The following is a 22,816-nucleotide window of genomic DNA, read 5'->3' on the forward strand; positions in this document are numbered from 1 at the left end:
AAGGATGTACCTCCCGCTCCGTCACCGGAGGGGAAGGGCCACGGATGGCTCGCGTCGCGAGGACCGTTTCCATGAGGAGGAAAGCGCACTACGCCCGGAATTGAAGTAGCAGATCCCCTGCGTAGCGCCTTTGATTTTCCCGAGGAAACAACCGTGCCCCATGTGAACCTGACGACAATTCAGCCGGTGGAACTGCTTGAGGCCCTCAAGGCACACCAGTTCCTGGCCCCCTACCACCTGACCTTCTGCTGTGACCAGGACGGTGGGGGGCTGCGCTACAAGTCCAGGTTCACGGCCTGCGGGTCGCCGCGCCAGCACCACTTCTGCACGAACTCCTGCCTGCTGGCCCTGGAAGACGCGGTCGGCCGCGCGATTGCCGGCAACCGGCCGGTAGTGTTCCAGTGCAGCGTCGGTCTCCTCAACTTCGCCGTCCCACTCCGGGCCGGCGACATCCCCTTTACCTGCCTGATCGGCGGCGGAGTCCGCGACAGGACCATCGACCTCGCCCGCATGGAGTCGCTTGCCGCCGACGATGGCATGGACGCCTTCGCCCTGCTGGCCGAGATCGAGGAATTGCCCGTTGCCACCGTCGATGAAGTCGAGGAGGTGGCGCGCAAGGTACAGGAACTGGTCCCCTCCCTGCTGGCCCGCAACCTCCACAGCCAGATCTTCGAGAAGACCATGCAGCGGCTCACCGCCATATCCGGAATCTCCACCGGCATCGACTCGGCGGATTCAGTCTGCGACCTCATGGGCCTCATCAGCGAAACCCTCGGCGTCCTCTTCGACATCTCCAAGATCGCCGTGCTCATCCCCCAAAACGGCCCCACTTCGCCCTACACCGTCAAGGGGATCTGGGGGCTCCCCCGGGATCTGGGCGCGATTTCCGGACCCAAGGCGCTGGGCATATTCCCCAGGGACCGGGCGGGCAGCATCGTCCTGCAGGAAGACGAATGCCGTTCGCTCTTCCCGGGCCTGGACGTGAGCCAAGCCACCTGCCTCCGCCTGACCTCGGGCCAGACCATCCACGGCATCCTGGTCCTCTTCGACGCCAGCATTCCGCCCCGGGAAGAACTGCTGGTCTCCCTGGTGACCGGCAAGGCGGCGACCCAACTGGCGCGGATGCGGGAGAAGGAAAAATACTCATCCGAGATCGTCCAGGCCCGGGAGCTCCTCACCATGTTCAGCGCCCTGTCGCGGACCGAGGGCAAGGACCGGCTCAACGAACAGATTCTCGGCATGGCCGCCGACCTGGTGGACGCCTCCTGCGGCTCGCTCATGTTCATCGACGAAAGCGGCGCCCAGCTCAGGATCGAGTCGGCCCTCGGCATGAACCTCCACTTGGCCCAGAGCATGGTGGTCCAGGTGGGAACCGGCATTGCCGGCAAGGTGGCCGCCAGCGGCAACCCGCTGCTGGTGAACGACATCGAGAAGGACCGCCGGGTCGGCACCCCCAACCGCCCCCGCTTCAAGACCAAGTCGTTCGTGAGCATCCCCATCAAGCTGCGGGAGGACACCATCGGCGTGCTCAACCTCTCGGACAAGAAGAACCAGGGGATCTTCACCGACGCCGATCTGAAGATACTGATCACCTTCACGGATCATGCATCCATCATGATCGAGCGCGCCCTCTCCATCGAGCGGGCCGACATCCTGGAGCAGCTCTCCATCACCGACCACCTGACCGGCCTCTACAACCGCCGCTTCCTCAAGCGGCGCATGGAGGAAGAACTGGCCCGCAGCATCCGCCACAACCTGAACCTGACCGTGATACTCATCGACCTGGACCACTTCAAGATCTACAACGATCTCTGCGGACACCTGGCCGGCGACCGGGCGCTCAAGAGAACGGCCAAGATCATCAGCGAAACCGCCCGGCAGATGGACGTGGTCACCCGCTTCGGCGGTGAGGAGTTCTGCATCATCCTGCCGGGAACCTCCAAGAAGGAGTCCATCTTCGTGGCCGAACGGATCCGGCGCGAGATCGAAGGCGAAGGGTTTCCCCACGAGGAGAATCTCCCCCAGGGGCGGCTCACCGCCAGCCTCGGCATCGCCTCCTTCCCCGAGGACGGCAGCACCGAGGCCTCGCTCGTCAAGGCGGCCGACGTGGCCCTCTACCGGGCCAAGTCCGAAGGGCGGAACCGGGTGATCATCGCGGGAAACTCAGCCGGCCACCAGGAACACAACGTCCATTTCAAATCCGTGCTCAACCTGTCATGAAAAAGGCCGCCCGAATCGGGCGGCCTTTTTCATGCGACATCATTCAGGCAGGGGAGTCTTAGGGTTTGTCCGTAAATAACGTTCCAGAGGATCGCGCCCGGATGTATGACCGATTTGGCCGGACTGATTGAGCAAAACCGCAGGCGTAGCAGGGCTACGTCGAGGATTGTGCGATTGAGGGCCGGTCAAAGATGGCGTGAAGACGGAATGCGAGCTTGGAATGATTATTTCCGAACAAGCTCTTATTCGATCACCGAGGCTTTGGTAATGAACACGGCCTCCACCGGCACATCCGAGTGGCCCGCCCTGTTGCCGGTCTTCACCCCGGCAATGGCGTCCACCACATCCATCCCCTCCACGACCTGACCGAACACGGCATAGCCGAAGAGATCGGGCGTCTTGCCCCGGTTATCGAGAAACGCGTTGTCCACCAGGTTGACGAAGAACTGGGACGTGGCGCTGTCGACCACCGCGGTCCGGGCCATGGCCAGGGTTCCCCGCTTATTGGAGAGGCCGTTGGTCGCCTCGTTCTTGATGGCGAACTTGGTCTTCCGGGGTTGCATGTTTTCGTCCATCCCGCCCCCCTGGATCATGAATCCCTTGATGACCCGGTGGAAGATGAGGCCGTCATAGTAGCCGTCCTTCACGTAGGAGATGAAGTTGCGGGCGGAAATCGGCGCCTTGTCCCTGAACAGTTCGACGATGATGTTCCCCTGGGAGGTCTCAAGCATGACCCGGGGGTTCTGTTCTTCGCTCATGGCATGCTCCTTTCATATGCACTGATGACAACGTGAGGCTCAAGGTGTACCACAAAAGGCGGACGGCGAACACCCTTTTCTCGGCTTGCATCGTCCGTCAAATCAAGTATAAGGGTAGATGTGTTTCGATTCGAAGCCGCACCTTTTTACGCCAGGAGGCAGTAATGAAATCAACCGGACCCATCATGCTGACGCTTACCCTGCTGCTTGCCGCAAGCACCGCCATGGCCACCCCCGACAAGGTCGACGAGATGACCCGCGCCACGGAGCTCATGGTCCAGCACCACAAGGGAATGGTACGAAGCGAGCCGGAACGGGCCATGGTGGGCGAGCCGGCCCCGGCATTTTCCCTGGAGGCGGTGGTCAACAAGGAGTTCAAGCGGGTCAACCTGGCCGACTACCGGGGCAAGTGGGTAGTCCTCTTCTTCTACCCCGGCGACTTCACCTTTGTCTGCCCCACCGAGATCAGGGGCTTCAACGCCGCCGTGGACCGGTTCACGGAGCTGAACGCCGTCGTGCTCGGCGCCTCAGTGGACAGCAAGTTCTCGCACCTGGCCTGGATCAACCGGGGCGACCTGGGCGACCTCTCGTTCCCGCTGCTGGCCGACAACAAAAAGGAAGCCACCATCCGCTACGGCATCCTGGACGAAAAGGAAGGGGTGGCGCTGCGGGGGCTCTTCATCATCGATCCCAACGGCATCCTCCAGTATCAGGTGGTCCAGAGCCCCTCGGTGGGACGGAGCGTGGAAGAGACCATCCGGGTCCTGGAGGCGCTCCAGACCGGCGAACTCTGCCCCCTGGGCTGGAAGCCGGGCGAGAAAACCATCAAGAAGTAGTCCATTCTGAAACCGGCAGCGAACACCGGTTCACTCCTGCTGAAGCATCGACCGCATCCGGGCAAAGAAATCCTGGGCCAGGGCCTCCGCCTCTTCTTGGGTGGAGGCTTTTTTCACGCTCCCTTCGTGGACCTGCAGAAGCCGCCCGGGTATCTCCTCCAGAAACCGGCTCGGCTGCCGCTCCTGGAGCTTGCCGTACTTCTTCCGGTTCAGGCACCGGGTGATGGTCAGGTGCCGGCGAGCCCTGGTGATCCCCACGTAGCAGAGACGCCGCTCCTCGTCAATGGGCATCCCCTCCTCCACCGTCCTCTTGTGGGGCAGGATCTCCTCCTCGAATCCCACCAGGAACACGCAGGGAAACTCCAACCCCTTGCTTGAGTGGAGCGACATGAGGGTGACTGCGTCCCTGCCGTGCTCCTTCTTGTCCTTGCCGGCGAAGCGGTCCTCGTCCATGAGGGAGACCTTTTCCAGGAAACCCGACAGGGTGGCGCCGGGAATCCGCTCCTCGAACGAGGCCAGGGAGTTGATGACCTCGGCCACGTTCTCCACCTTGCGCCGGGCCGTGGCCGGGTCCTCGATGGTCCGGTAGAGTTCCTCCTCCAGCCCGAGCCGGTCGAACAACCCCTTCACCCGTCCCGGCAGGTTGCCGGCATGGCGGAAATCGCGCACCGACTCCTCCACCAGCCGGTGGAAGGCCAGCACCTTTTCCCGCACCGCCCCCGTGACCCCCTCGATCTCCTCCACCCGGCCGAAGGCTCCAGCAGCGGGCAGTCATGCTCCAGGGACCACTGGTTGATCTTCAGGACCGTGCCGTCGCCAATCCCCCGGCGCGGAAAGTTGACGATCCGCAGGAGCGACTGCTCGTCCCGGGGATTGTCGATCACCTTCAGGTACGAGAGGGCGTCCTTCACCTCCTTGCGCTCGTAGAACTGCATACCCCCCACCAGCACGTAGGGGATGTCCTCGAAGCGGAGCTGCTCCTCGAAGGCCCGGCTCTGGGAGTTGGTCCGGTAGAGGATGGCGAAGTCGCCGAAGGAGAGATTGTGCCGGTAGCGCTCCATCTGGAGCCGTTCCACCACCTGGGTGGCCTCCTCCTCGTCGTCCTGGGCGATGACCAGGTCGATGGGACGGCCTTCGCCCGCGTCGGTCCAGAGGCGCTTCTCCGTGCGCACGCTGTTGTTCCTGATCACGTGGTTGGCCGCCTCCAGGATGGTGCCGGTGGAGCGGTAGTTCTGCTCCAGTTTCACCACCCGGCAGCCGGGGTAGTCCTTCTCGAAAGCGAGGATGTTCCCCACGTCGCGCCGCGCCAGCCGTAGATGGACTGGTCGTCGTCCCCCACCACGCAGAGGTTGCGGTATTTTTTCGCCAGCAGCGACACGAACAGGTACTGGGAGGCGTTGGTGTCCTGGTACTCGTCCACCATGATGTAGCGGAACCGCTCCTGCCAGTGGTCCAGGACCTCCGGCTGCTCCTGCAGGAGCCGGACGGTCAGCATGATGATGTCGTCGAAGTCGATGGCGTTGCAGGCCATGAGCAGCCGCTGGTAGCGGGGGTAGATCGTGGCGGCCAGCAGCTCGTCCGGGTCGTTCAGGCGGGGCTGCACCCGGTCGGGGGGAATCAGCCGGTTCTTCCAGCCGGAGATGCGCCAGAGGATCCCTTCGGTGTCCACCTTGCGGCCGTCGTCGCTCACCTCGCGCAGGGCCTGGCGCACCAGCCCCAGCTGGTCAGACGTGGTGTAGATGCCGAAGTTCCTCTTGTAGCCCAGCCGTTCGATATCGCGCCGCAGGATGCGCACCCCCAGAGAGTGGAAGGTGGAGACGATCATCCCCTTGGTGCGGCCGCGGCCCACCAGCTCACGCACCCGCTCCTTCATCTCTCCCGCCGCCTTGTTGGTAAAGGTGACGGCCAGGATGCTCTCGGGCGCAACCTTCCTGTGGAGGACCAGGTGACCGATCCGGCAGGTGATGACCCGGGTCTTGCCCGAGCCGGCCCCGGCCAGGACCAGGAGCGGGCCTTCGGTACAGTCGACCGCCTCCCGCTGGGGAGGGTTGAGGGTGGAAAGATCAAGCATGTGCGTGCCTCGGGATGCGAAACGAAAAGAGCCGGGCGCTCGTGCCCGGCCGCATCAGTGATAGCAGAACAGGGGTGGCGATATTCGTGCCAGGGCACGTTACCCTGCTCGATCGCCCCACAGTGGCGCGCGCAGTGCTCCCGCGGAGCCGGCATGGTGACGCGTGACGGTGTGCGGAGCGGGAGCCCCGCACGCTGCGGCACCAGATCAGCGGACGATCAACCGGTCAACGGTCACCGCCCCTCTGGCAAGGGTCAGGCTCCCCTGCAGGGTGGTGTAGCCGGTGGCGGAGGTGAAGAAGGCGTCATAGCCTCCCTGCAGGGTGAACCGGACGGCGCGGCTCAGCAGCAGTTGTTCCGTGAACAGGCTCGCCGTGGCCATGACCACGCCCTCCTCCCGGACAATGTCGAAGCCGTTCTGAAGCATTGGATACTGCACATTGTCCACCAGTACCGGATACACAAATTCAGCCACCGGCGTATAGACAGCCGAGGCGTTGTTGCCCGGGGCGGGATCGTTGGTGAAACCGGCCGCCTGGAAGGTGTTGATCAGGGTGCCCGCCAGCGTGGGGGTGAGCACGATGGCGTAGGAGACGCTCCCCCCCACCGCCAGGGTTCCGACGTTGCACGTAACGGTGCTGCCTGACAGGGCGCACCCCGGGGAAGCGGACACAAAGGAGGCCCCCGCAGGGATCGGGTCGGTCACCGTTACCTCGGTTGCCGTCTCCGGGCCGTAGTTGATGACACTCACCGTATAGATTACCGGTTCCCCCACGAAGGTCGTCGACGGTGCCCCCGAGGCGGCGACGGCAATATCTGCCGTGGCCGACGGGGTAAAGTTCCGGTTCAGGACAATGCGCCCCGTGACCCCGTTCCGGCCGTCCACGGCAATCCGGTATACCTGCCTGCCCGGGCCGCGAAGGTGAGCCCGCTGGCGCCGCCGGCACTGCCGTCGTTGTCGTTGGCAGCCACCCGCGCCAGGCTGCCCACGCTCTCGCCGGTGTAGACCGCCAGCAGGGTATCGAAGGAACTGCCGTGGGTATCCAGGGACAGGGTCCCGTTGGCCTGGCCCTGCCAGGTCCACCAGACCGAGGCGCCCCCGGCTACCCCCGCGTGGACGGGCTCGCCGGGCTCCCGGGTAGCGTTCAGGTTGACGCCGGTGGTCTGGCCGGCAGTGGCGGGCAGGGCCTGGGCGGCGGAAAAGAGGTCGTTGGCGGGCGGGCCGATGGCCGCTGCAACATTGATGCGCGGCGTCGTCACCCCGTTCCGGGAATCGGTCACCGGCTTGCCCGTGGAGGTGAGGCGTGTCCGGATCGCATCGAGGGATTCCGCCGGGAAGGCCGACCGGAGCACTGCCACGGCCCCCGCCACGTGGGGAGTCGCCTGGGAGGTGCCGGCCATGGTTTCCCCGGCCGCGGTGATGATGGCTCCCGGGGCCAGCAGGGTAAGAAAATATGCGCTGTTGGAGAAGCAGGCCACCTTGTCTGGTGCGGCGGATTCCGTACAGGTCGTACCATGGAACGTCCCGTAGAAGGAGTCGTGGACCGCGCCCACCGAGATGACGCCCGGGATGCATGCCGGCGCCACAATGGCGCTTGTATTTCCGTCGTTCCCCGAGGCCGCCACGGGGGTGATTCCCGCCGATCTCACCTGATTCACCAGAGTATTGTAAGGGGTATTGGTACAGGGGGAACTGAATGAGCCGCCCCCCAGGCTCAAGTTGATCGCCACGATGTTGTACGTGTAGCGGTTGGCAATCACCCAGTTGGCGGCCTCGATGATGTCCGCATCATAGGCGAGATTCTGGGTGAAGACGTCGATGGCGATGATGCGGGTATCAGGGGCCACCCCCAGCACGATGGCTGCCACATTGGTTCCGTGGAGCGTGGCGTCGTCACGCATGATATCGTCGGGCGCCGTATCGAAGGAGACTATCACCTTGCACCCGGCCGGCGTGCCCGGCGCGGTGCAGGAGCCGAAGGCCGGGCGGGTGTAGTCGACCCCCGTGTCGAAGACCGCCACCGACGTGCCGATGCCCCTGAAACCGGCAGCCGCAGCCGGAGGCTGCCCGATGAGGGGAAGGCTCTCGGTGAGCTGGAGCTTCCTGGCCTCGTTGGGAAAGACCCCCTTCACCTCGGCGCGGCCCGCCAGCCGCTCCAGGGCCCGGGCCGACCCCACCCGCGCGAAGAAGAGCGGCAGGTGGCTGTACTCCCTGACCACCTCCATCCGTTCCCCAGCCAGGTCGGCGGCGAGGCGCCCTTTCATCTCGCCGTACCGCGCCGCCTTCAGCGCGAGCCGCCGGCGAACCGCCTCCCGCTCGTCGGCCGACGATGCGGATTGCGCCCGGATGCCCGCCAGTTCGGCCTCCACCGGGCCGTCATCCAGCAGGACGATCAGCTCCCGGGACTCGCCCCGCGCCAGGGCGGCTCCCACCTCGGCGGGCACCTTCGACCCCGCAGCCGGCGCGGCCCATGCCGGCGCCGTCGCCATTGCCAGCAGGATCGGCAGAAACCGGCACACCACGCCCACACGCTCCCATACCCCATGATTCACGGCATCCCCTTCCCGCGGCCGGAGGAATGCTGCTCGCCGGTCCCTGCGCTGCGCCCCGAGCCTCCACTATAACAGATACCTGACTGAAACCGCGAGGCCCTAATGCCCCGTCCCGGCCGGGAGCGCAAATTGCCATCCGGCGGCCGCTGTGCTATAAGCTCCTCTATCCCCACGCCACGGAGCCCCCATGGACAAGCAGACCGCAGCGGACCGCATCGCCGCCCTCCGCACCGAACTGGAGCGCCACAACCGCCTCTACTACGTGGAAGATCGCCCCGAGATCACCGACGCCGAATACGATCTCCTCTTCCGCGAACTGGTGGACCTGGAAACGCGGTTCCCCGACCTGGCCGCCCCCGACTCCCCGACGCAACGGGTGGGCGGCGCGCCCCTGGACAAGTTCGAGCAGGTTACCCACCGCATCCCCATGCTCTCCCTGGAAAACGCCTTCACGGACGCCGAGATCGCCGACTTCGACGACCGGGTCAAACGCTTCCTGGGGCTCCACGGCGACGTGGAAATCGATTACGTCTGTGAACCCAAGATGGACGGGCTTGCCGTGGAACTGGTCTACGAACGCGGCGTCCTCACCGTCGGCTCCACCCGGGGCGACGGCTTGGTGGGGGAGAACGTCACCCACAACCTGAAGACCGTCAGGGACATCCCCCTCAGGCTCCGGTGCGAGCAGCCGCCGGAATTGCTGGAGGTGCGGGGCGAGGTTTACCTCCCCCTGGCCCCGTTCCAGCGTCTGAACGCCCAGCGGGAGGAGGAGGGCGAGCCCCCCTTTGCCAACCCCCGCAACGCCGCGGCCGGCTCCATCCGCCAGTTGGACTCCCGGATCACGGCCCGGCGGCCCCTGGCCATCTTCTGCTACGCGCCGGGCGAGGTCCGGGGCGCCTCCTTCGCGGCACAGACCGAATTTCTCGACCGGATCGGCGAATGGGGCCTGCCGGTCAACCCCCTGATCCGGCCGGTGAAGGGAGTGGCGGAGATCCTCGCCTACTACCGGGAGATGACCGAACGCCGCGACTCCCTCCCCTACGAGATCGACGGCGTGGTGGTCAAGGTGGATTCCTTTGCCCTCCAGCGGGAGCTGGGCGAAAAGAGCCGCTCCCCCCGCTGGGCCGTGGCCGTCAAGTTCCCGCCCCGGCAGGCGGTGACCTTGGTGGAGGACATCGTTCCCTCGGTGGGGCGCACCGGGGTGATCACCCCCACGGCGCACCTCAGGCCCGTGGAGGTTTCCGGCGTCACCGTCTCCCGCGCCACCCTCCACAACTGGGAGGAGATGGAGCGCAAGGACATCCGCATCGGCGACACCGTGGTGATCGAGCGGGCCGGCGACGTGATCCCGGCCGTGGTCAAGGTCCTGGCCGAAAAGCGTTCTGGCAGCGAACGCCCCCTCCCCATCCCGGCCGCCTGCCTGAATGCGGCTCCGAGGTGGTGAAGATCCCCGGCGAGGTGGCGGTCCGCTGCATGGGGCTCTCGTGCCCGGCCCAGATCCGCGAATCCATCATCCACTTCGCCTCCCGCGATGCCATGGACATGGAGGGGCTGGGCGAAAAATACATCGAGCAACTCCTGCGGCTGGGCCTGGTGAAGAACGTGGCCGACCTCTACACCCTCACCAGAGACCGGTTCATGCAGTTCGAACGCATGGGGGACAAGCTGGCCGAAAACCTCCTGAACGCCATCGAGGCCAGCAAGCAACGGGAGCTCTCCCGCTTCATCTTCGCCCTGGGCATCCGCCACGTGGGGGAACGCACGGCAAAACTCCTGGCCGGCGCCTTCGGCAGCATCGAGAACCTGGAACGGGCCACCGAGGAGGAACTCCTCTCCATCCGCGAGGTGGGCCCCCAGGTGGCCCGCAGCATCATCACCTTTTTCCGCAACGAGGGGAACCGGGAGACCGTCCGGCGGATGATCGAGGCCGGGGTCCGGCCCACGGTGGAGGAAAAAAAGGTGGGGGGCCGCTTCACCGGCAAGACCTTCGTCTTCACCGGGGCGCTCACCCGCTTCAGCCGCCCTGAGGCCCAGAAGATGGTGGAGAAGGAGGGGGGCCACGCGGCCGGCTCCGTCTCGAAAAAGACCGACTACGTGGTTGCCGGCGCCGAGGCCGGCAGCAAGCTGGACAAGGCCCGCCAACTGGGGGTCAGGGTGCTGACCGAGGATGAATTCCTGGCAATGCTGGAGGAGGGATAGATGAAGATCCGCGCCATCGTAACCATCAAGGGGCTGGTGCAGGGAGTGGCCTTCCGGCACCACACGGTGCAGCAGGCCCAGCGGCTCGGCGTGTCCGGCTGGGTGAAAAACCTTGCCGGCGGCGATGTCCAGGGCTGCTTCGAGGGGGAAGAAGAGGCCGTCGACGCCTGGTGACCTGGTGCCACCACGGCCCTTCCCGCGCCCGGGTTGACCGGGTCATCCTGGAGCGCGAGCACTACCGGGGCGAATTCGACGGGTTCGACGTCAGGTACTGAGGGAGGCGACCGGCCTGTCTGACGGCAGGCCCGTTCCCGCTTTATTGAATTGACCCCATGGAACGGTTCCGCTAGATTGGACGTGTACCGATTGTGGAGGCAATCATGAAACCTGCTGAAAAACAAAAGGAATCCTGCGAGCAGACCAAGGAGATTTCCGAGAAGGAATTGAATGAAATCATGAGGGCTGTCGCCGAGCAGACCAAGGCCCAGACCATCGAGTTGAAGCAGTTGCTTCGAGACAACCTGCGGCGCGAGATTGAGTCGGCCCGCGAGGCGTTCCAGGCCCATGGCGAAAAGCGCTCTCAGGCATAAGCTGATCGTCATTGCCGGGCCGAACGGTTCGGGCAAGACAACGTTCACGAGCCAGGTCCTCAGACACGACTGGTCGGAGGGCTGCATCTTCATCAACCCCGATGAAATCGCCAAGAATGAATTCGGTGACTGGAACTCTCCCGAGGCCGTAATGAAAGCTGCGGCAAGGGCTCAGGAACTCAGAGAGGAGTGCTTGAGGGGAAAAAGGAGCATGCTCCTGGAAACGGTTTTTTCCGTCCCGGAAAAACTGGATTTTATCAGGCGGGCGAAAGAGGCCGACTTCTTCATCCGCTTCTTTTTCATCGGCACCGACAGCCCGGCGATCAATGCGTCCCGCGTCGCCAGGCGGGTCATGGCGGGCGGCCACGATGTCCCCATCGCCAAGATCATTTCCCGCTACCAGCGCTCCATTGCCAACGGTGCCCTGGCGATCTCCATGGTTGACCGGGCATACGTGTACGACAACTCGATCGACGACCGCGAACCCAAAAAGCTCTTCCGCACGAGAGATGGACGGATTTTCAAGACCTACCGGGATCTGGCGCTGCACGAGTGGGCCCGGATGGTTGTGGAAGGGCTGCCCGACTAGCGGATCGGCCACCCCTTCTCATACCCCGCCGGGAAGAAGTTCTCCCGGGTCCGGTTGTAGTAGCCGTACTGGATGTGGGGAAACTCCCGTTTCACCCGCTCCAGCATCCGGTACATGCCGATGCCCCGCCCCGTGGCGCCCATCCGTTTGTTGTAGAAATCCGGGTCAATGGACAGGTTCCGCATCTGAATCATCTTCACCCCGGTCTCGCCGATGAAGCGGAGCAGGGCCTCCACCTCGTCGGCGCTGTCCGACACCCCCGGCGACACCAGGTAGTTGATCATGGTGAACAGCCCCCGCTCCCCTGCCAGCCGCACCGACTCCTTCACGTCGGCGAAGCGGTATTCCACCGGCCGGTAGTACCGGTCGTAGACCTCCTCCCGCACCGAGTTCATGGAAAAACGCATGGAGTCCATGCCCGCGTCGCAGAGCATGGCGATCCGGTCCGGCAAGGAGCCGTTGGAGTTGAAGTTCACCGTCCCCCGGGAGGTGGCCGCCTTCAGCCGCCGCGTGGCCTCGGCCACGGTGTCCGCCTGCATGATCGGGTCACCCTCGCACCCCTGGCCGTAGGAGACGATGGGTTCCGGCGCCTCCAGCAGGTGCGGCAGGGCCAGCTCCACGATCTCCTCCGGCGTGGGGACGAAGCCGATCCGCTCGTGGTTGGCCGGGCAGCAGTCCGAGGGCTGGAGGCTGATGCACCCGAGGCAGCGCGAGTTGCACGCCGGCGAGGTGGGAAGCGGCGCCTCCCAGCGGCGGAAAAAGAGGTTCTTGGCCGCAAAGCAGTGGTAATCAACCGCGCAGCGGGCCAACTGCTCCAGGAGCCGGTTGCGGGGCATTTCCGCCAACCGTTGCCGCACCAGGGGGTCCAGCTTCCGGTCGTCGTAGTTGCAGGGGTTCCAGTTCTGGTTGGTGTCCACCCGGCTCGCCGCCACCACGAAGCAGTCCCGCTCCTCGTCCCAGCCCACCGCCGTGTACGACCAGAGGGGGAGGTGCACCTTCTTGCGCGAATAATCACACGCCGGCAGCAGCAACCGCACGTACCCGGGCGCCATGAAGGCCGACACCGCCTGCACCGGCATCGGGCGCCGCCCCTCCCGCACCGAGGCCACGGTCACGAACTTCCGCTGCTGCTCGTCCCAGGCAACGGGCGGCGTGTCCGGGATGGTGAAGAGCCGGCTCCCCTCGGGCAGCGGAATTAGCTCCACCGATTCGGGGAGCACCGTCTCGGGGCCGCTCATGCCGGCCATGCAGAGATGGGGATGGTCGAAGATGTTTCCTTTGGCGTCGGCGTAGAGGAGTTTGGGGAGGGTTTTGCGTTTCATGGGGGCTACCTTACCACAGGCAGTGCAACATTGCCAACCGGGGGAACGTTACTGACACGGGATGGAATACCCGGCGAACCCCGCCGCGTTACCGCATCCATGGCCGGCAGATGCGGTGCCCCTTCCGTCAGGCCGGGCGGAATGAAAGAAATCGTTCGGTATACATGCTTGCATCCCTTTGAATGGTAAAATTATACTGCTTATTCTACCGGAATAACCATTGTCGGGGGATCGTCACCGTCATGAGCAGAAAGATATTCATCGCCGCCACCGGCATGAACGCGGGCAAGACCACCATCAGCGTCTCGCTCATGCACCTGGCGCGCAAGAAATACGGCCGGGTCGGCTTCATCAAGGCCGTGGGCCCCAAGTGCCAGGTCTTCAACGGCATCACCGTGGACAAGGACGCGGCCCTCATGGCCCGCATCTTCGGACTTGAAGAGGACATCGCCCACATGTCCCCCGTGGTGCTCGGCCGGGGCTCCACCAAGAAGTTCATCGACGGCGAGATCCCGGCGCTCTGGCCCGTGGAGCGGATCACCGAGGCGGTGGCCGCCCTGGAGGAGAAAAACGACTTCCTGATCATCGAAGGGTCGGGCCACGGCGGGGTGGGCTCGGTCATCGGCCTCAACAACGCCCGGGTGGCCAGGATCACCGGCGCGCCCGTGATCCTGGTGAGCGGCGGCGGCATCGGCAACGTCATCGACTCGGTCCAGCTCAACCTCCCCCTCTACCGGATGGAAGAGGTGCCGGTCAAGGCGCTTGTGGTCAACAAGCTCCTGCCCGAGAAGCGGGAAACCTCCCTCTCGTACCTGGGCCGCTCCTTCAAGCCCTACGGCATCGAGGTCATCGGCGCCTTCGACTGGTCCCCGGTCCTGGCCAACCCGACCCTCAACCACATCTCCCGCCTGCTGGAGCACCCCCTGCGGGGCGACCAGACCCAGGGGACTCGCATCGTCCACCACATCCAGCTGGGGGCCGCCTCCTCCCAGAAGGTCATCGACGGGCTGGATCAGTCCACCCTGCTGGTGGTCACCAGCTCCCGGGACGAACTCCTGGTCACCATCTCGTCCCTCTACCACATCCCGGCCTACCGGGAGAAGATCGCCGGCCTCGTCATCCCCGGCCACGCCCCGGTGTCGGCCATCACCCAGCAGATCCTCGACGGGAGCAACATCCCCGTCATCCGCATCCGCGAGACCACCGCCGACGTCTTCTCGGCCATGAAGCACCACGTCTCAAAGATCAGCGCCGAGGACACCGAAAAGATCGAGCTGGTCAAGGCCCAGGCCGAAGAGATTCTGGATTTCGATTACCTGGATTCACTGCTGGACTGAGCGGCCCGGCGCCAGCCCCCGGCGCACCATCGTCTCCACCGTGCCGGCCAGGTACTCCCGCTGGCACGACACGCCGGTCACCGCCCCGGCCTCCACCAGCTTCATGAAGCGGCAGCCGCCGAAGCAGAGGGGGAGCCAGGAGCAGTCCAGGCACTCCTCCCGGCGCCAGATATCGTAGCCGTAGGACGGTGCCGTGGGGCTTAAGCCGGCGCGCAGGTCGCCCACGGCATACCCCTCGTGCCCCATGAAGGCCGGGCACTTGTAGCAGCGGCCGTCGGCGTCCACGGCCAGGTCGCTCTCAAGCTCGATCATGCAGGAAAAGGGGCCGGGCTTGGGCACGCCGAAGCCCCGCTTCACCAGCTCCTCCCGCAGCACCAGCTCCGCCTCGGCCAGCCACGGTTCATCGCAGGTCGCGCACCCCTCGGCGAAGTGGGGCAGCGCTCCGTCCCCCCTCCCCCCCACGGCCGGGGTGAAACGCACCGTGCCAAGCCGGTCCGGGGTGAACCCCTCCGCCAGCAGCAGGTCCAGGAGCGCCGGGTATTCCCGCCAGGTCTCCCGGGTAAAGTTCCCTCCCACGTGGATCTTCACCAGATCGACCACCTCGCCCATTCCCCGCAGGATGTCGTGGAAGCTCCCGGCGCCGCCGCCGTAGGGACGGTACCGGTCGTGCACCCGGGGCGGGCCGTCCAGGGTCACCTTGACCGACTCGATCCCCAGGGCCGCCAGGTCCGTCATCACCGCCCGGTTCAGCAGGGTGCCGTTGCTGACCATGTTGCCGTGGAACAGCCCGCCCCCCGCGGCCCGCAGCGGCTCCGCGATCCGCCTGATCAGGTCGGGCCGGAGCAGCGGCTCGCCGCCGTAGAAATCCATATCCACCCGCCATCCCTTTGCCAGGTACTCCCGCTCGATCATCGCGGCCAGAAGGTCCGCGGTCTCCTCGCTCATGTCGCCTTCCGGCGCCTGCCCTCCCTCGAAGCAGTAGGGACAGGCCAGGTTGCAGCGCCGGGTGAGCACCGCCACCATGCCGGCCCGGCGCCGGGCGGCGTTGATCCGGTCGAACCAGGCGAGCATCTCCGCCCGCTCGGCCTCGGGGCCGGGCGTGAGAAAGCCGTGCTTCTCCAGGGTCTCGGCCGCGGCAGGGGAAAGGGTGCCGGCCCGGGCCGCGTCGAGGGCGGACCGGGAAACCCGCACCACCGCGCCGGTACGGCAGGAAAAGAGAATGACGTGGTCGGTTGATTCCGAACAAGGGTAAGAGGAGACGTAGCGGGAGAGGGTCATGGGATGGACTCCGAGAGAGGAAAAAAACTCCCCCCTTTACGAAAGGGGGCAGGAGGGATTTGAAATCTTTACGGCATATCCCCTTAAATCCCCTGTTCGCAAAGGGGGACTTGATTGAGAACATGCCGTGCGCCTCTGCCCCCTTGCTGCGTCCGATGGAGCGAGGGGAGCCCTGCCAGCGGCCAAGGCATCGGGGCGGTATTCTTTGCATACCTTCTTCGGCCGCCCAAAGAACAGATACGTGGTGCCGGGGTCAAAGCCCCCCCGGCACCACGCGGGAATGCGGAATCCCCGGGCCGTCGGTGGCTCCGGCAAAGGGTTTTCCATGAAATAGCGGAAAGAGAAAGGGGCCATCGCCCCCTCATCCTTCCTGCGGCTCACTACTCTTCCGGTTGAACCCTCGTAGCTACCAACGACGACGTACAACAGGCCGTCGGCCCCTCCGGGTGCGCCGAGTTCCCGGCGTCAAGAACCGTCACCCCGTCTGTTATTTGGCTCATTAACCTCCCCCCTTCCCTTGGTCTGACTTCACTGCCCTGCCGGACAAAAAGCAATGGACATTCGCTGCGGTCCTCTGCTATAAGCCATACGTTCGCTCCAACTTTGCCAGTCTCATTAAAGCAAGTGCCATGCCAACCCAGAGCTCCGTTAAAACTTCGAAAACGCGCGCCGGAAGCCCCTTCCGGCGCCTTTCGTCGTTGCTTCCTGGGCTCTTCTTTTTCTTAGGCTTCCTTTCCCTGGCCATACCCTTCACGGCCCACGCCGAAACCGACAGCGACCGGGAGCTCCTGGAACTCTACTACGAGCCCCACGACCTGACCGTCTCCACCGCCACCCGCTCCCCCAAGCCCCTCTCCCGCAGCGCAGAGAACATCACCGTCATCAGCGCCGACGAGATTGAGGCGATGAACGCTCACACCCTGGCCGATATTCTCGCCACGATCCCCGGCGTTCAAGTCCAAGGAAACACGGCTCCAGGCGCCCCTACCCTCACTGAGTTCCCCGGAGCCACTACGCGGTTTATTCAGATACTGATCGACGGGGTCCCCATCGACAACGAATCCGATAGCTATGCCATCCCCGGCATGGTACCGGTCCAGATCATCGAACGGGTGGAGGTTCTGAAGGGGCCTGCATCCTCAAGCTGGGTCTCGTCCCTGGGGGGAATAGTCAACGTCATCACCAAGGAACCGGCCCCCCACGCATCCTTCAGCGGCGCCGCATCCTTCTCCGGCGGCGAGAACGGCACCCGTGACGCCCGAGGCGAGCTTTCCGGCACGGTGGGCCGCCTCGGCTACTACCTATCGGGTGGCAACCTCCAAAGCAACGGCTTCCATCCATTCAACGCCACCGAGAACAACAACCTCTACGCCAAACTCCGCTGGAGCTTGGCCGACCGTGGCAGTGTCCGCCTGACCTTAAACTCCCTGGAGACATCCCCACAGGTTGGCCTTATCTCGTTCGCCGGATTTTCAGATCGACTGAAGCTGCGCATCCTCCAATCGACCCTTTCGCTCGACTACGCCCTGAACGACCGGCTAACCTTCAATACCCTCATCAAGGGAACACGATTCGATTTCACTGAAAGTTTTGACGACATCAGCACTGGCGAGCGTTTAGCCACCATAACTAACGACGAAAAAACAGCCGGCGGCACGGCCTACCTCACTTGGCGCCAGGGACTCCAGACCCTTACCGGAGGGATCGAATTCGATCATGGACAGGCCCAAAACCCCCTCTTCAACATCAACGGAACTAACGATAAGTGGGGCTTCTTCCTGAACGACACCATCGCCTGGGAGCGGTTCAGCATCACCCCGGCGGTCCGGTACGACCTCACCAGCCACTCCGGCGACTTCTTCAGCCCCAGCATCGGAGCAACCCTCGGCATCACCGACAAGACCCTGCTCCGGGCCTACGCCGCCCGGGGCTACAACCTGCCGATCCTTACCCCGGGGTTTACCACCAGAGACATCGGCTGGACCGTTCAGGCCGGTCTCGAAACCACCGACATCCCCTTCCTCTGGCTTAAGGGGACGTGGTTCCGCAATCAATTCAAGGAGCAGGGCAATACCGTGACAAGGACGCTGCGGGAAGGGTTCGAGATCGAGGCCCGCTCCGCTACGCTTTACAACTCCTGGCTCACCGCCGGCTACGTCTTCACCGACGCAAGAACCTGCAGACCGACGAAAAACTTCCCGGAGTCGCCCGCCACATCTGGGATCTCGGGTTTCACTACGACGACCGGACCTTCCGCGGCGCTCTCACCGGTGCGTACCGCTGGTGGAACACCCCCGGCGACTGGGGCGCGAAATACAACAACTTCATCTGGGACCTCAACCTGGGGTGGCGCTTCTTCCGGAGCGACAACACGGAGGCCGAGCTCTTCGCCACCGGCCACAACCTGTTCAACGGCGCCCAGTATCACGACGAGGTATTCAAGAACCCCAGCCGCTGGTTCGAAGGCGGCCTGCGCATCAAGTGGTAAGGAAAACGATTTAGGAACCCATGACGGCACGTATCTTCCACATACTCGCCTTGCTGCTCCTCTGGGGCTTCCCGGCTTTCGCCGCGGAGGTCGTGGTGGTGCAGGGCGAACGGAACATCCCCTACGAGGCGGCAGTGCGCGGTTTCGAGGGGACGGCCGGAGTGCGTTCCGTGGAGCGACTGGTCCTTGCGGAGATGCGGGGCGCCGACGTGGTGCGGGCCGTGCGCGAGGCGCGCCCCCGCCTGGTGCTGGCCGTGGGCCGCGAGGCCCTGAGCCGGGTGAGGGAAATCCGCGAGATTCCGGTGGTGTACGTGATGGTGACCTCTCCCGAGTCGATCGGCACCCTGGGCCGCAACGTTACCGGGGTGACCATGACGGTGGCGCCCGAGCGCTACCTTACCTTCATCCGCGACAGCCTCAGCGGCCGGCGGGTGGGAATCCTCTACGACCCGGAGCGCACCGGAGCCATGGCGCGGCAGGCCCGCACGGCGGCCGAGCGCCTTGGCATCACCCTGGTGGAAGGGGTGGCCCGCTCGCCCCGGGACGTGCCGCGCATCCTGTCGGAACTGGCGGGCAAAACCGACGTGCTCTGGCTCTTCCCCGACGCCACGGTGCTCACCCGGGAGGGGCAGGAGGCGATCTTCCTCTTCTCCCAGAACAACCGGGTGCCGGTGGTGGCCTTTGCCGAGAAGTACCTGGGCACGGGAGCCCTGGCGGCGCTGGCCATCGATCCTGCCGACTTGGGCCGCCAGGCGGGCAGGATGGCCCGCCGCATCATGGACGGCGTGGGGATCGAAAGCATGCCGGCCGAAGGTCCGGCCCGGCCGGTCCTCAAACTGAACGGCTCGGTGGCCCGCCACCTGGGGATCGACCCGGCGCGACTCGGAGAGTAACCATGGGTGCGAACGCTCCTCCAGTGCGTTCCTTTATCGCTGTCCTCCGCAGGAGCTTCCGGGCGAAGCTCTTTATGGTGATCTCCCTTTCGATCATTGCCCTCTCCACCTGTTTCACCGCCTTCTTCCTCTACAACCAGTACCGCTCCCTGCACGACAAGCTCCTCACCGAGGGCCGGCTCATGACGCGGCTCATGGCCCACAACGCACGGCTCCCCCTCTTTGCCGGGAACAGGGAGCAACTGCACGAGGTGGCCCAGGGAATCATAACCCACGGCTCCGTGCTGGAGGTGGCCATCCTGGACCGTGAAGGCCGGTCCCTGGTCCACTTCTTCCGCCAGGGACCGGGCTACCATGCCCGGGAGACGGCGGCCCCGGCCCGGCCGGAACCGGGAGCCGAGGGGGGCATCCGCAACGGTCCGGGCGCCCTGGAGTTCTACGAGCCGATTCGAACCCAGGCGACCGCCGACGACGAGGAAGACCTCTTTTTCGCCAACGGCCGGGAGAAGAGCACCGTCATCGGCTCGGTGCACGTGGTGATGGACGAAAAGCCTCTCCACCGGAAGGTGAAACAGTTGGCGGCCACGGCGCTGCTGGTTGCCGTCGCTGCCCTGGTGGCGGTGATCGGGGCGCTCTACCCCGTGATCAGGGGGATTACCCGTCCTTTGACCCAACTGGAGCGGGGAGTCCGGGAAATCGCCGCGGGCAACAAGGGGGTGAAGGTGCCGGTGGAGTCCCGGGACGAGTTGGGCTCCCTGGCGGCGTCGTTCAACAGCATGGCCGAGTCCCTGCTCCAGCGCAAGCTGGCCCAGGATGAGTCGGAGCGCACCATCCGGGAATTGAACGTCAACCTGGAGGAGATGGTGCACCGGCGGACCGCCGAGCTCATGGCAGCCAACCGGGAACTGGAGTCGTTCAACTACTCGGCCTCCCACGACCTGCGGGCGCCGCTGCTCCGGCTGCGCGGCCTGTGCCAGGCCCTGGAGGAGGACTGCGGCGACCGTCTGGACGGCGAACTGCGCGGCTATCTGGACCGGATTGCCGAGGTGGGTGTCCAGATGGAGCGGGTCATGTCCGCCATGTCGAGCCTGTTCCGGGTCCAGCGCCGGGAACTCGAACTACTGCCGGTGAACCTGAGCGAACTGGTTGAGACGGTGGTTGCAGCCCACCGGGAGACGGAGCCCCAGCGGCAGGTGACGGTGTCCGTGGAGCCGGGAGCCACGGCCACGGGGGATCCGGAGCTCCTCTGGGTGGCCCTGGACAACCTGATCGGCAATGCCTGGAAGTTCACCTCCCGCACGGACGGCGCGCGGATCGAGTTCGGCAGCACGCACCGGGAGGGAGAGCTCGTCTATTTCGTTCGCGACAACGGCGCCGGCTTCAACATGGGCTATGCCCACAAGATCTTCGAGCCGTTCCACCGGCTCCACGGCCAGGACGAGTTCCCCGGCACCGGCGTGGGGCTCGCCATCGTGCAGCGGATCATTTCCCGCCACCAGGGCCGCGTCTGGCTCGAAAGCGCCGAGGGGGCGGGTACCACCTGCTACTTCACCCTCCCGGAGAGTGCCCCGGCCTGATCCTCCCAGGGAGGCGACCATGCCCGAACTGAAGCGTTCCGTCTGTCCCTATGACTGCCCCGATACCTGCGGCCTGCTGGTCGAGATAGAGAACAGCCGCGCGGTGCGCGTGACCGGCGACCCCGACCACCCCTTCACCCGGGGCACCCTCTGCCCCAAAATGCTCCACTACGAAAAGACGGTCCACTCGCCCCGGCGGCTGACCACCCCTCTCGTGCGGACCGGCCCCAAGGGGAGCGGCTCGTTCCGGCACGCGTCGTGGGACGAGGCCGTTGCCGCCATTGCGGCCCGCTGGCGCGAGATCATCGCCGACCACGGGGCCGAGGCGATCCTCCCCTACTCCTATGCGGGCACCATGGGGTTGGTGCAGCGCAATGCCGGTCACCCCTTTTTCCACCGGCTGGGGGCGTCGAGGCTGGAGCGGACCATCTGCTCGCCGGCCAAGGAGGCGGGGTGGAAGGCAGTCATGGGCGATACGCCGGCCCCCCATCCGGACGAGGTGGCGGAGAGCGACCTGGTGATCCTCTGGGGGATCAATGCGGCGGCCACCAACATCCATTTCCTCCACGGCGTGCGCGAGGCCCGCAAGCGGGGAGCCCCGGTCTGGGTGATCGACACCTACCGGACCCCCACGGCCGCCGCGGCCGACCGGGTGATCCTGCCCCGCCCCGGCAGCGACGGGGCCCTGGCCCTGGGGATGATGCACGTCCTGGCCCGGGACGGGCTGGTGGACCGGGCATTCCTGGCCGGGTGGGTGCAGGGGTACGATGAGCTGGCGGAGCGGATTCTCCCGGACTATCCCCCGGAGCGGGTGGCGGCCCTCACGGGCATCCCGGCGGCGGAGACCGAAGAGCTGGCCCGGCGCTACGGCCGGGCGCGCGCCCCTTTCATCCGCCTGGGGAGCGGGCTCTCCCGCTACGGCAACGGGGCCATGACGGTGCGCTGCATCGCTGCCCTGCCCGCCCTGACCGGAGCTTACGCCGTGCGCGGCGGCGGCTGTCTGGCATCCACGAGCACCGGCCCCGCCTTTGCCCTGGGGGAGGTGCTGCGGGAGGATTTCATGGCGCGGCCCACCCGCGTCGTGAACATGAACCGGCTCGGCCACGCCCTGACCGAGCTGGCCGACCCGCCGGTCATGTCCCTGTATGTGTACCACTCGAACCCGGCCGCGGTGACCCCGGACCAGAACGAGGTGATCAGGGGACTTTGCCGGGACGACCTCTTCACCGTGGTCCACGAGCGGTTCCTGACCGACACGGCCCGTTACGCCGACATCGTGCTGCCGGCCACCTCGTCCCTGGAGCACGCAGACGTGTACCGGGCCTACGGCACCTACTGCATCCAGCGGGCCCGGCCCGCCATCCCGCCCGTGGGAGAGAGCAGGTCCAACTGGGACACCTTCGCCCTGCTGGCCGGGGCCATGGGGTTCGAGGAAGAGTTTTTCCGCCGGAGCGCCGGGGAGATGATCGACCGGCTCCTTTCGGTCCCCACCGCCATGCGGGCCGGCATCGACCAGGTCCGGTTCGACGCGGGGCTGGCCGTGGAGCTCCCCCTGGCCCCCGATGCCCCGCGCACCTTCGCAACTCCCTCGGGCAGGGTGGAGATCCTCAATCCCCGCGAGCCTGAGCCGCTTCCCCGTCACATCCCCTGCCACGAGGACGCGGGCGGCCTGCCCCTCAGGCTCATGACCGCCCCCACCCCCTATGCCCTGAACGCCTCCTTCTACGAGCAGGAAGAACTGCGGCAGAAGCAAGGGGGCGCCATGTCGCTCCTCCTGAACCCGGCCGAGGCAACGGCCCGTGACCTGGCCGACGGGCAGCGGGTGATCGCCGCCAACGAGCGGGGCCGGGTCGCCTTCATCCTGCGGACCACTGACCGGGTTCCGCCGGGAGTGGCCGTGGCCGAGGGGGTCTGGTGGCTGGAGCACGCCCCGGGCGACCGGACCGTGAACGCCCTCACCAGCCAGCGCCTGACGGACCGGGGCAACGGCAGCACGTTCTACGATACGCGGGTCGAAGTGCTTCCCGCCCCGTGACGGCCTTTCCGCAACTTTTTCAACAGCCTGGCTAAAGTTTCCCCATGCATGGCCGATACGTTAACCATGCC

Annotated in this window: 11 protein-coding genes and 6 pseudogenes; 11 read left to right on the plus strand and 6 right to left on the minus strand. The window is 65.4% G+C overall.

Annotation, left to right across the window (positions count from 1 at the left end; all coding sequences use genetic code 11):
* The first annotated feature begins 153 nt into the window (after positions 1 to 153).
* Entirely contained in the window at positions 154 to 2,220 is a 2,067-nt protein-coding gene (locus A2G06_12185; protein ANA40905.1) for a diguanylate cyclase, read from the plus strand.
* 242 nt (positions 2,221 to 2,462) lie between these two features.
* On the opposite strand, the gene A2G06_12190 is transcribed toward A2G06_12185, so the two are convergent.
* On the minus strand, positions 2,463 to 2,978 hold the full coding sequence (locus A2G06_12190) for a peptidyl-prolyl cis-trans isomerase A (protein ID ANA40906.1): 516 nt from the start codon (positions 2,976 to 2,978) through the stop codon (positions 2,463 to 2,465).
* A 164-nt stretch (positions 2,979 to 3,142) separates the two neighbouring features.
* Here A2G06_12190 and A2G06_12195 point away from each other — a divergent pair, with 164 nt between their 5' ends.
* The gene (locus A2G06_12195) at positions 3,143 to 3,814 is read left to right on the plus strand and encodes a peroxiredoxin (protein ANA40907.1); all 672 of its coding nucleotides are present in this window, start codon (positions 3,143 to 3,145) and stop codon (positions 3,812 to 3,814) included.
* A gap of 30 nt (positions 3,815 to 3,844) precedes the next feature.
* Here A2G06_12195 and A2G06_12200 read toward each other — a convergent pair.
* Together A2G06_12200 and A2G06_12205 are read right to left on the minus strand one after the other, a co-directional pair.
* Positions 3,845 to 5,885: pseudogene (locus A2G06_12200) on the minus strand (ATP-dependent DNA helicase Rep).
* A gap of 207 nt (positions 5,886 to 6,092) precedes the next feature.
* Positions 6,093 to 8,437: pseudogene (locus A2G06_12205) on the minus strand (serine protease).
* 187 nt (positions 8,438 to 8,624) lie between these two features.
* On the opposite strand from A2G06_12205, the pseudogene A2G06_12210 reads away from it, so the two are divergent.
* The 4 genes and pseudogenes from A2G06_12210 (at position 8,625) to A2G06_12225 (ending at position 11,815) form a co-directional block, all read left to right on the plus strand.
* Positions 8,625 to 10,636 (plus strand): annotated as a pseudogene (locus tag A2G06_12210) (DNA ligase (NAD(+)) LigA).
* Positions 10,637 to 10,911, plus strand: a pseudogene (locus A2G06_12215) (acylphosphatase).
* 105 nt (positions 10,912 to 11,016) lie between these two features.
* Positions 11,017 to 11,226: a hypothetical protein gene (locus A2G06_12220; GenBank protein ID ANA40908.1), complete on the plus strand. Its 210-nt coding sequence runs from the start codon at positions 11,017 to 11,019 to the stop codon at positions 11,224 to 11,226.
* Positions 11,201 to 11,815, plus strand: a complete 615-nt coding sequence (locus A2G06_12225; GenBank protein ID ANA40909.1) for an AAA family ATPase — start codon at positions 11,201 to 11,203, stop codon at positions 11,813 to 11,815. Before A2G06_12220 ends, A2G06_12225 begins: the two co-directional genes overlap by 26 nt.
* On the opposite strand, the gene A2G06_12230 is transcribed toward A2G06_12225, so the two are convergent.
* Positions 11,812 to 13,137, minus strand: coding sequence for a radical SAM protein (locus A2G06_12230; protein ANA40910.1), 1,326 nt, complete (start codon positions 13,135 to 13,137; stop codon positions 11,812 to 11,814). The genes A2G06_12225 and A2G06_12230 overlap by 4 nt on opposite strands.
* Before the next feature lie 242 nt (positions 13,138 to 13,379).
* Between A2G06_12230 and A2G06_12235 the strand changes: the two genes are divergently transcribed.
* Entirely contained in the window at positions 13,380 to 14,474 is a 1,095-nt protein-coding gene (locus A2G06_12235) for a cobyrinic acid a,c-diamide synthase (protein ANA40911.1), read from the plus strand.
* Here A2G06_12235 and A2G06_12240 read toward each other — a convergent pair.
* Both A2G06_12240 and A2G06_12245 read right to left on the minus strand, forming a co-directional pair.
* Positions 14,416 to 15,752, minus strand: a pseudogene (locus A2G06_12240) (radical SAM/SPASM domain-containing protein). The gene A2G06_12235 and the pseudogene A2G06_12240 sit on opposite strands and share 59 nt — an antisense overlap.
* Positions 15,753 to 16,132: 380 nt before the next feature.
* On the minus strand, positions 16,133 to 16,252 hold the full coding sequence (locus A2G06_12245; GenBank protein ANA40912.1) for a hypothetical protein: 120 nt from the start codon (positions 16,250 to 16,252) through the stop codon (positions 16,133 to 16,135).
* Between the two features lie 129 nt (positions 16,253 to 16,381).
* Between A2G06_12245 and A2G06_12250 the strand changes: the two are divergent.
* The 4 genes and pseudogenes from A2G06_12250 to A2G06_12265 all read left to right on the plus strand — a co-directional run bounded on the left by A2G06_12250 (position 16,382) and on the right by A2G06_12265 (position 22,745).
* Positions 16,382 to 18,240, plus strand: a pseudogene (locus A2G06_12250) (ligand-gated channel).
* 20 nt (positions 18,241 to 18,260) lie between these two features.
* Positions 18,261 to 19,133: an ABC transporter substrate-binding protein gene (locus tag A2G06_12255; protein ANA40913.1), complete on the plus strand. Its 873-nt coding sequence runs from the start codon at positions 18,261 to 18,263 to the stop codon at positions 19,131 to 19,133.
* 2 nt (positions 19,134 to 19,135) lie between these two features.
* Positions 19,136 to 20,710: a two-component sensor histidine kinase gene (locus A2G06_12260; protein ID ANA40914.1), complete on the plus strand. Its 1,575-nt coding sequence runs from the start codon at positions 19,136 to 19,138 to the stop codon at positions 20,708 to 20,710.
* Between the two features lie 19 nt (positions 20,711 to 20,729).
* Entirely contained in the window at positions 20,730 to 22,745 is a 2,016-nt protein-coding gene (locus A2G06_12265) for a formate dehydrogenase (protein ANA40915.1), read from the plus strand.
* The last annotated feature ends 71 nt before the right edge of the window (positions 22,746 to 22,816 follow it).

The organism is Geobacter anodireducens (assembly GCA_001628815.1).
Lineage (GTDB): Bacteria > Desulfobacterota > Desulfuromonadia > Geobacterales > Geobacteraceae > Geobacter > Geobacter anodireducens.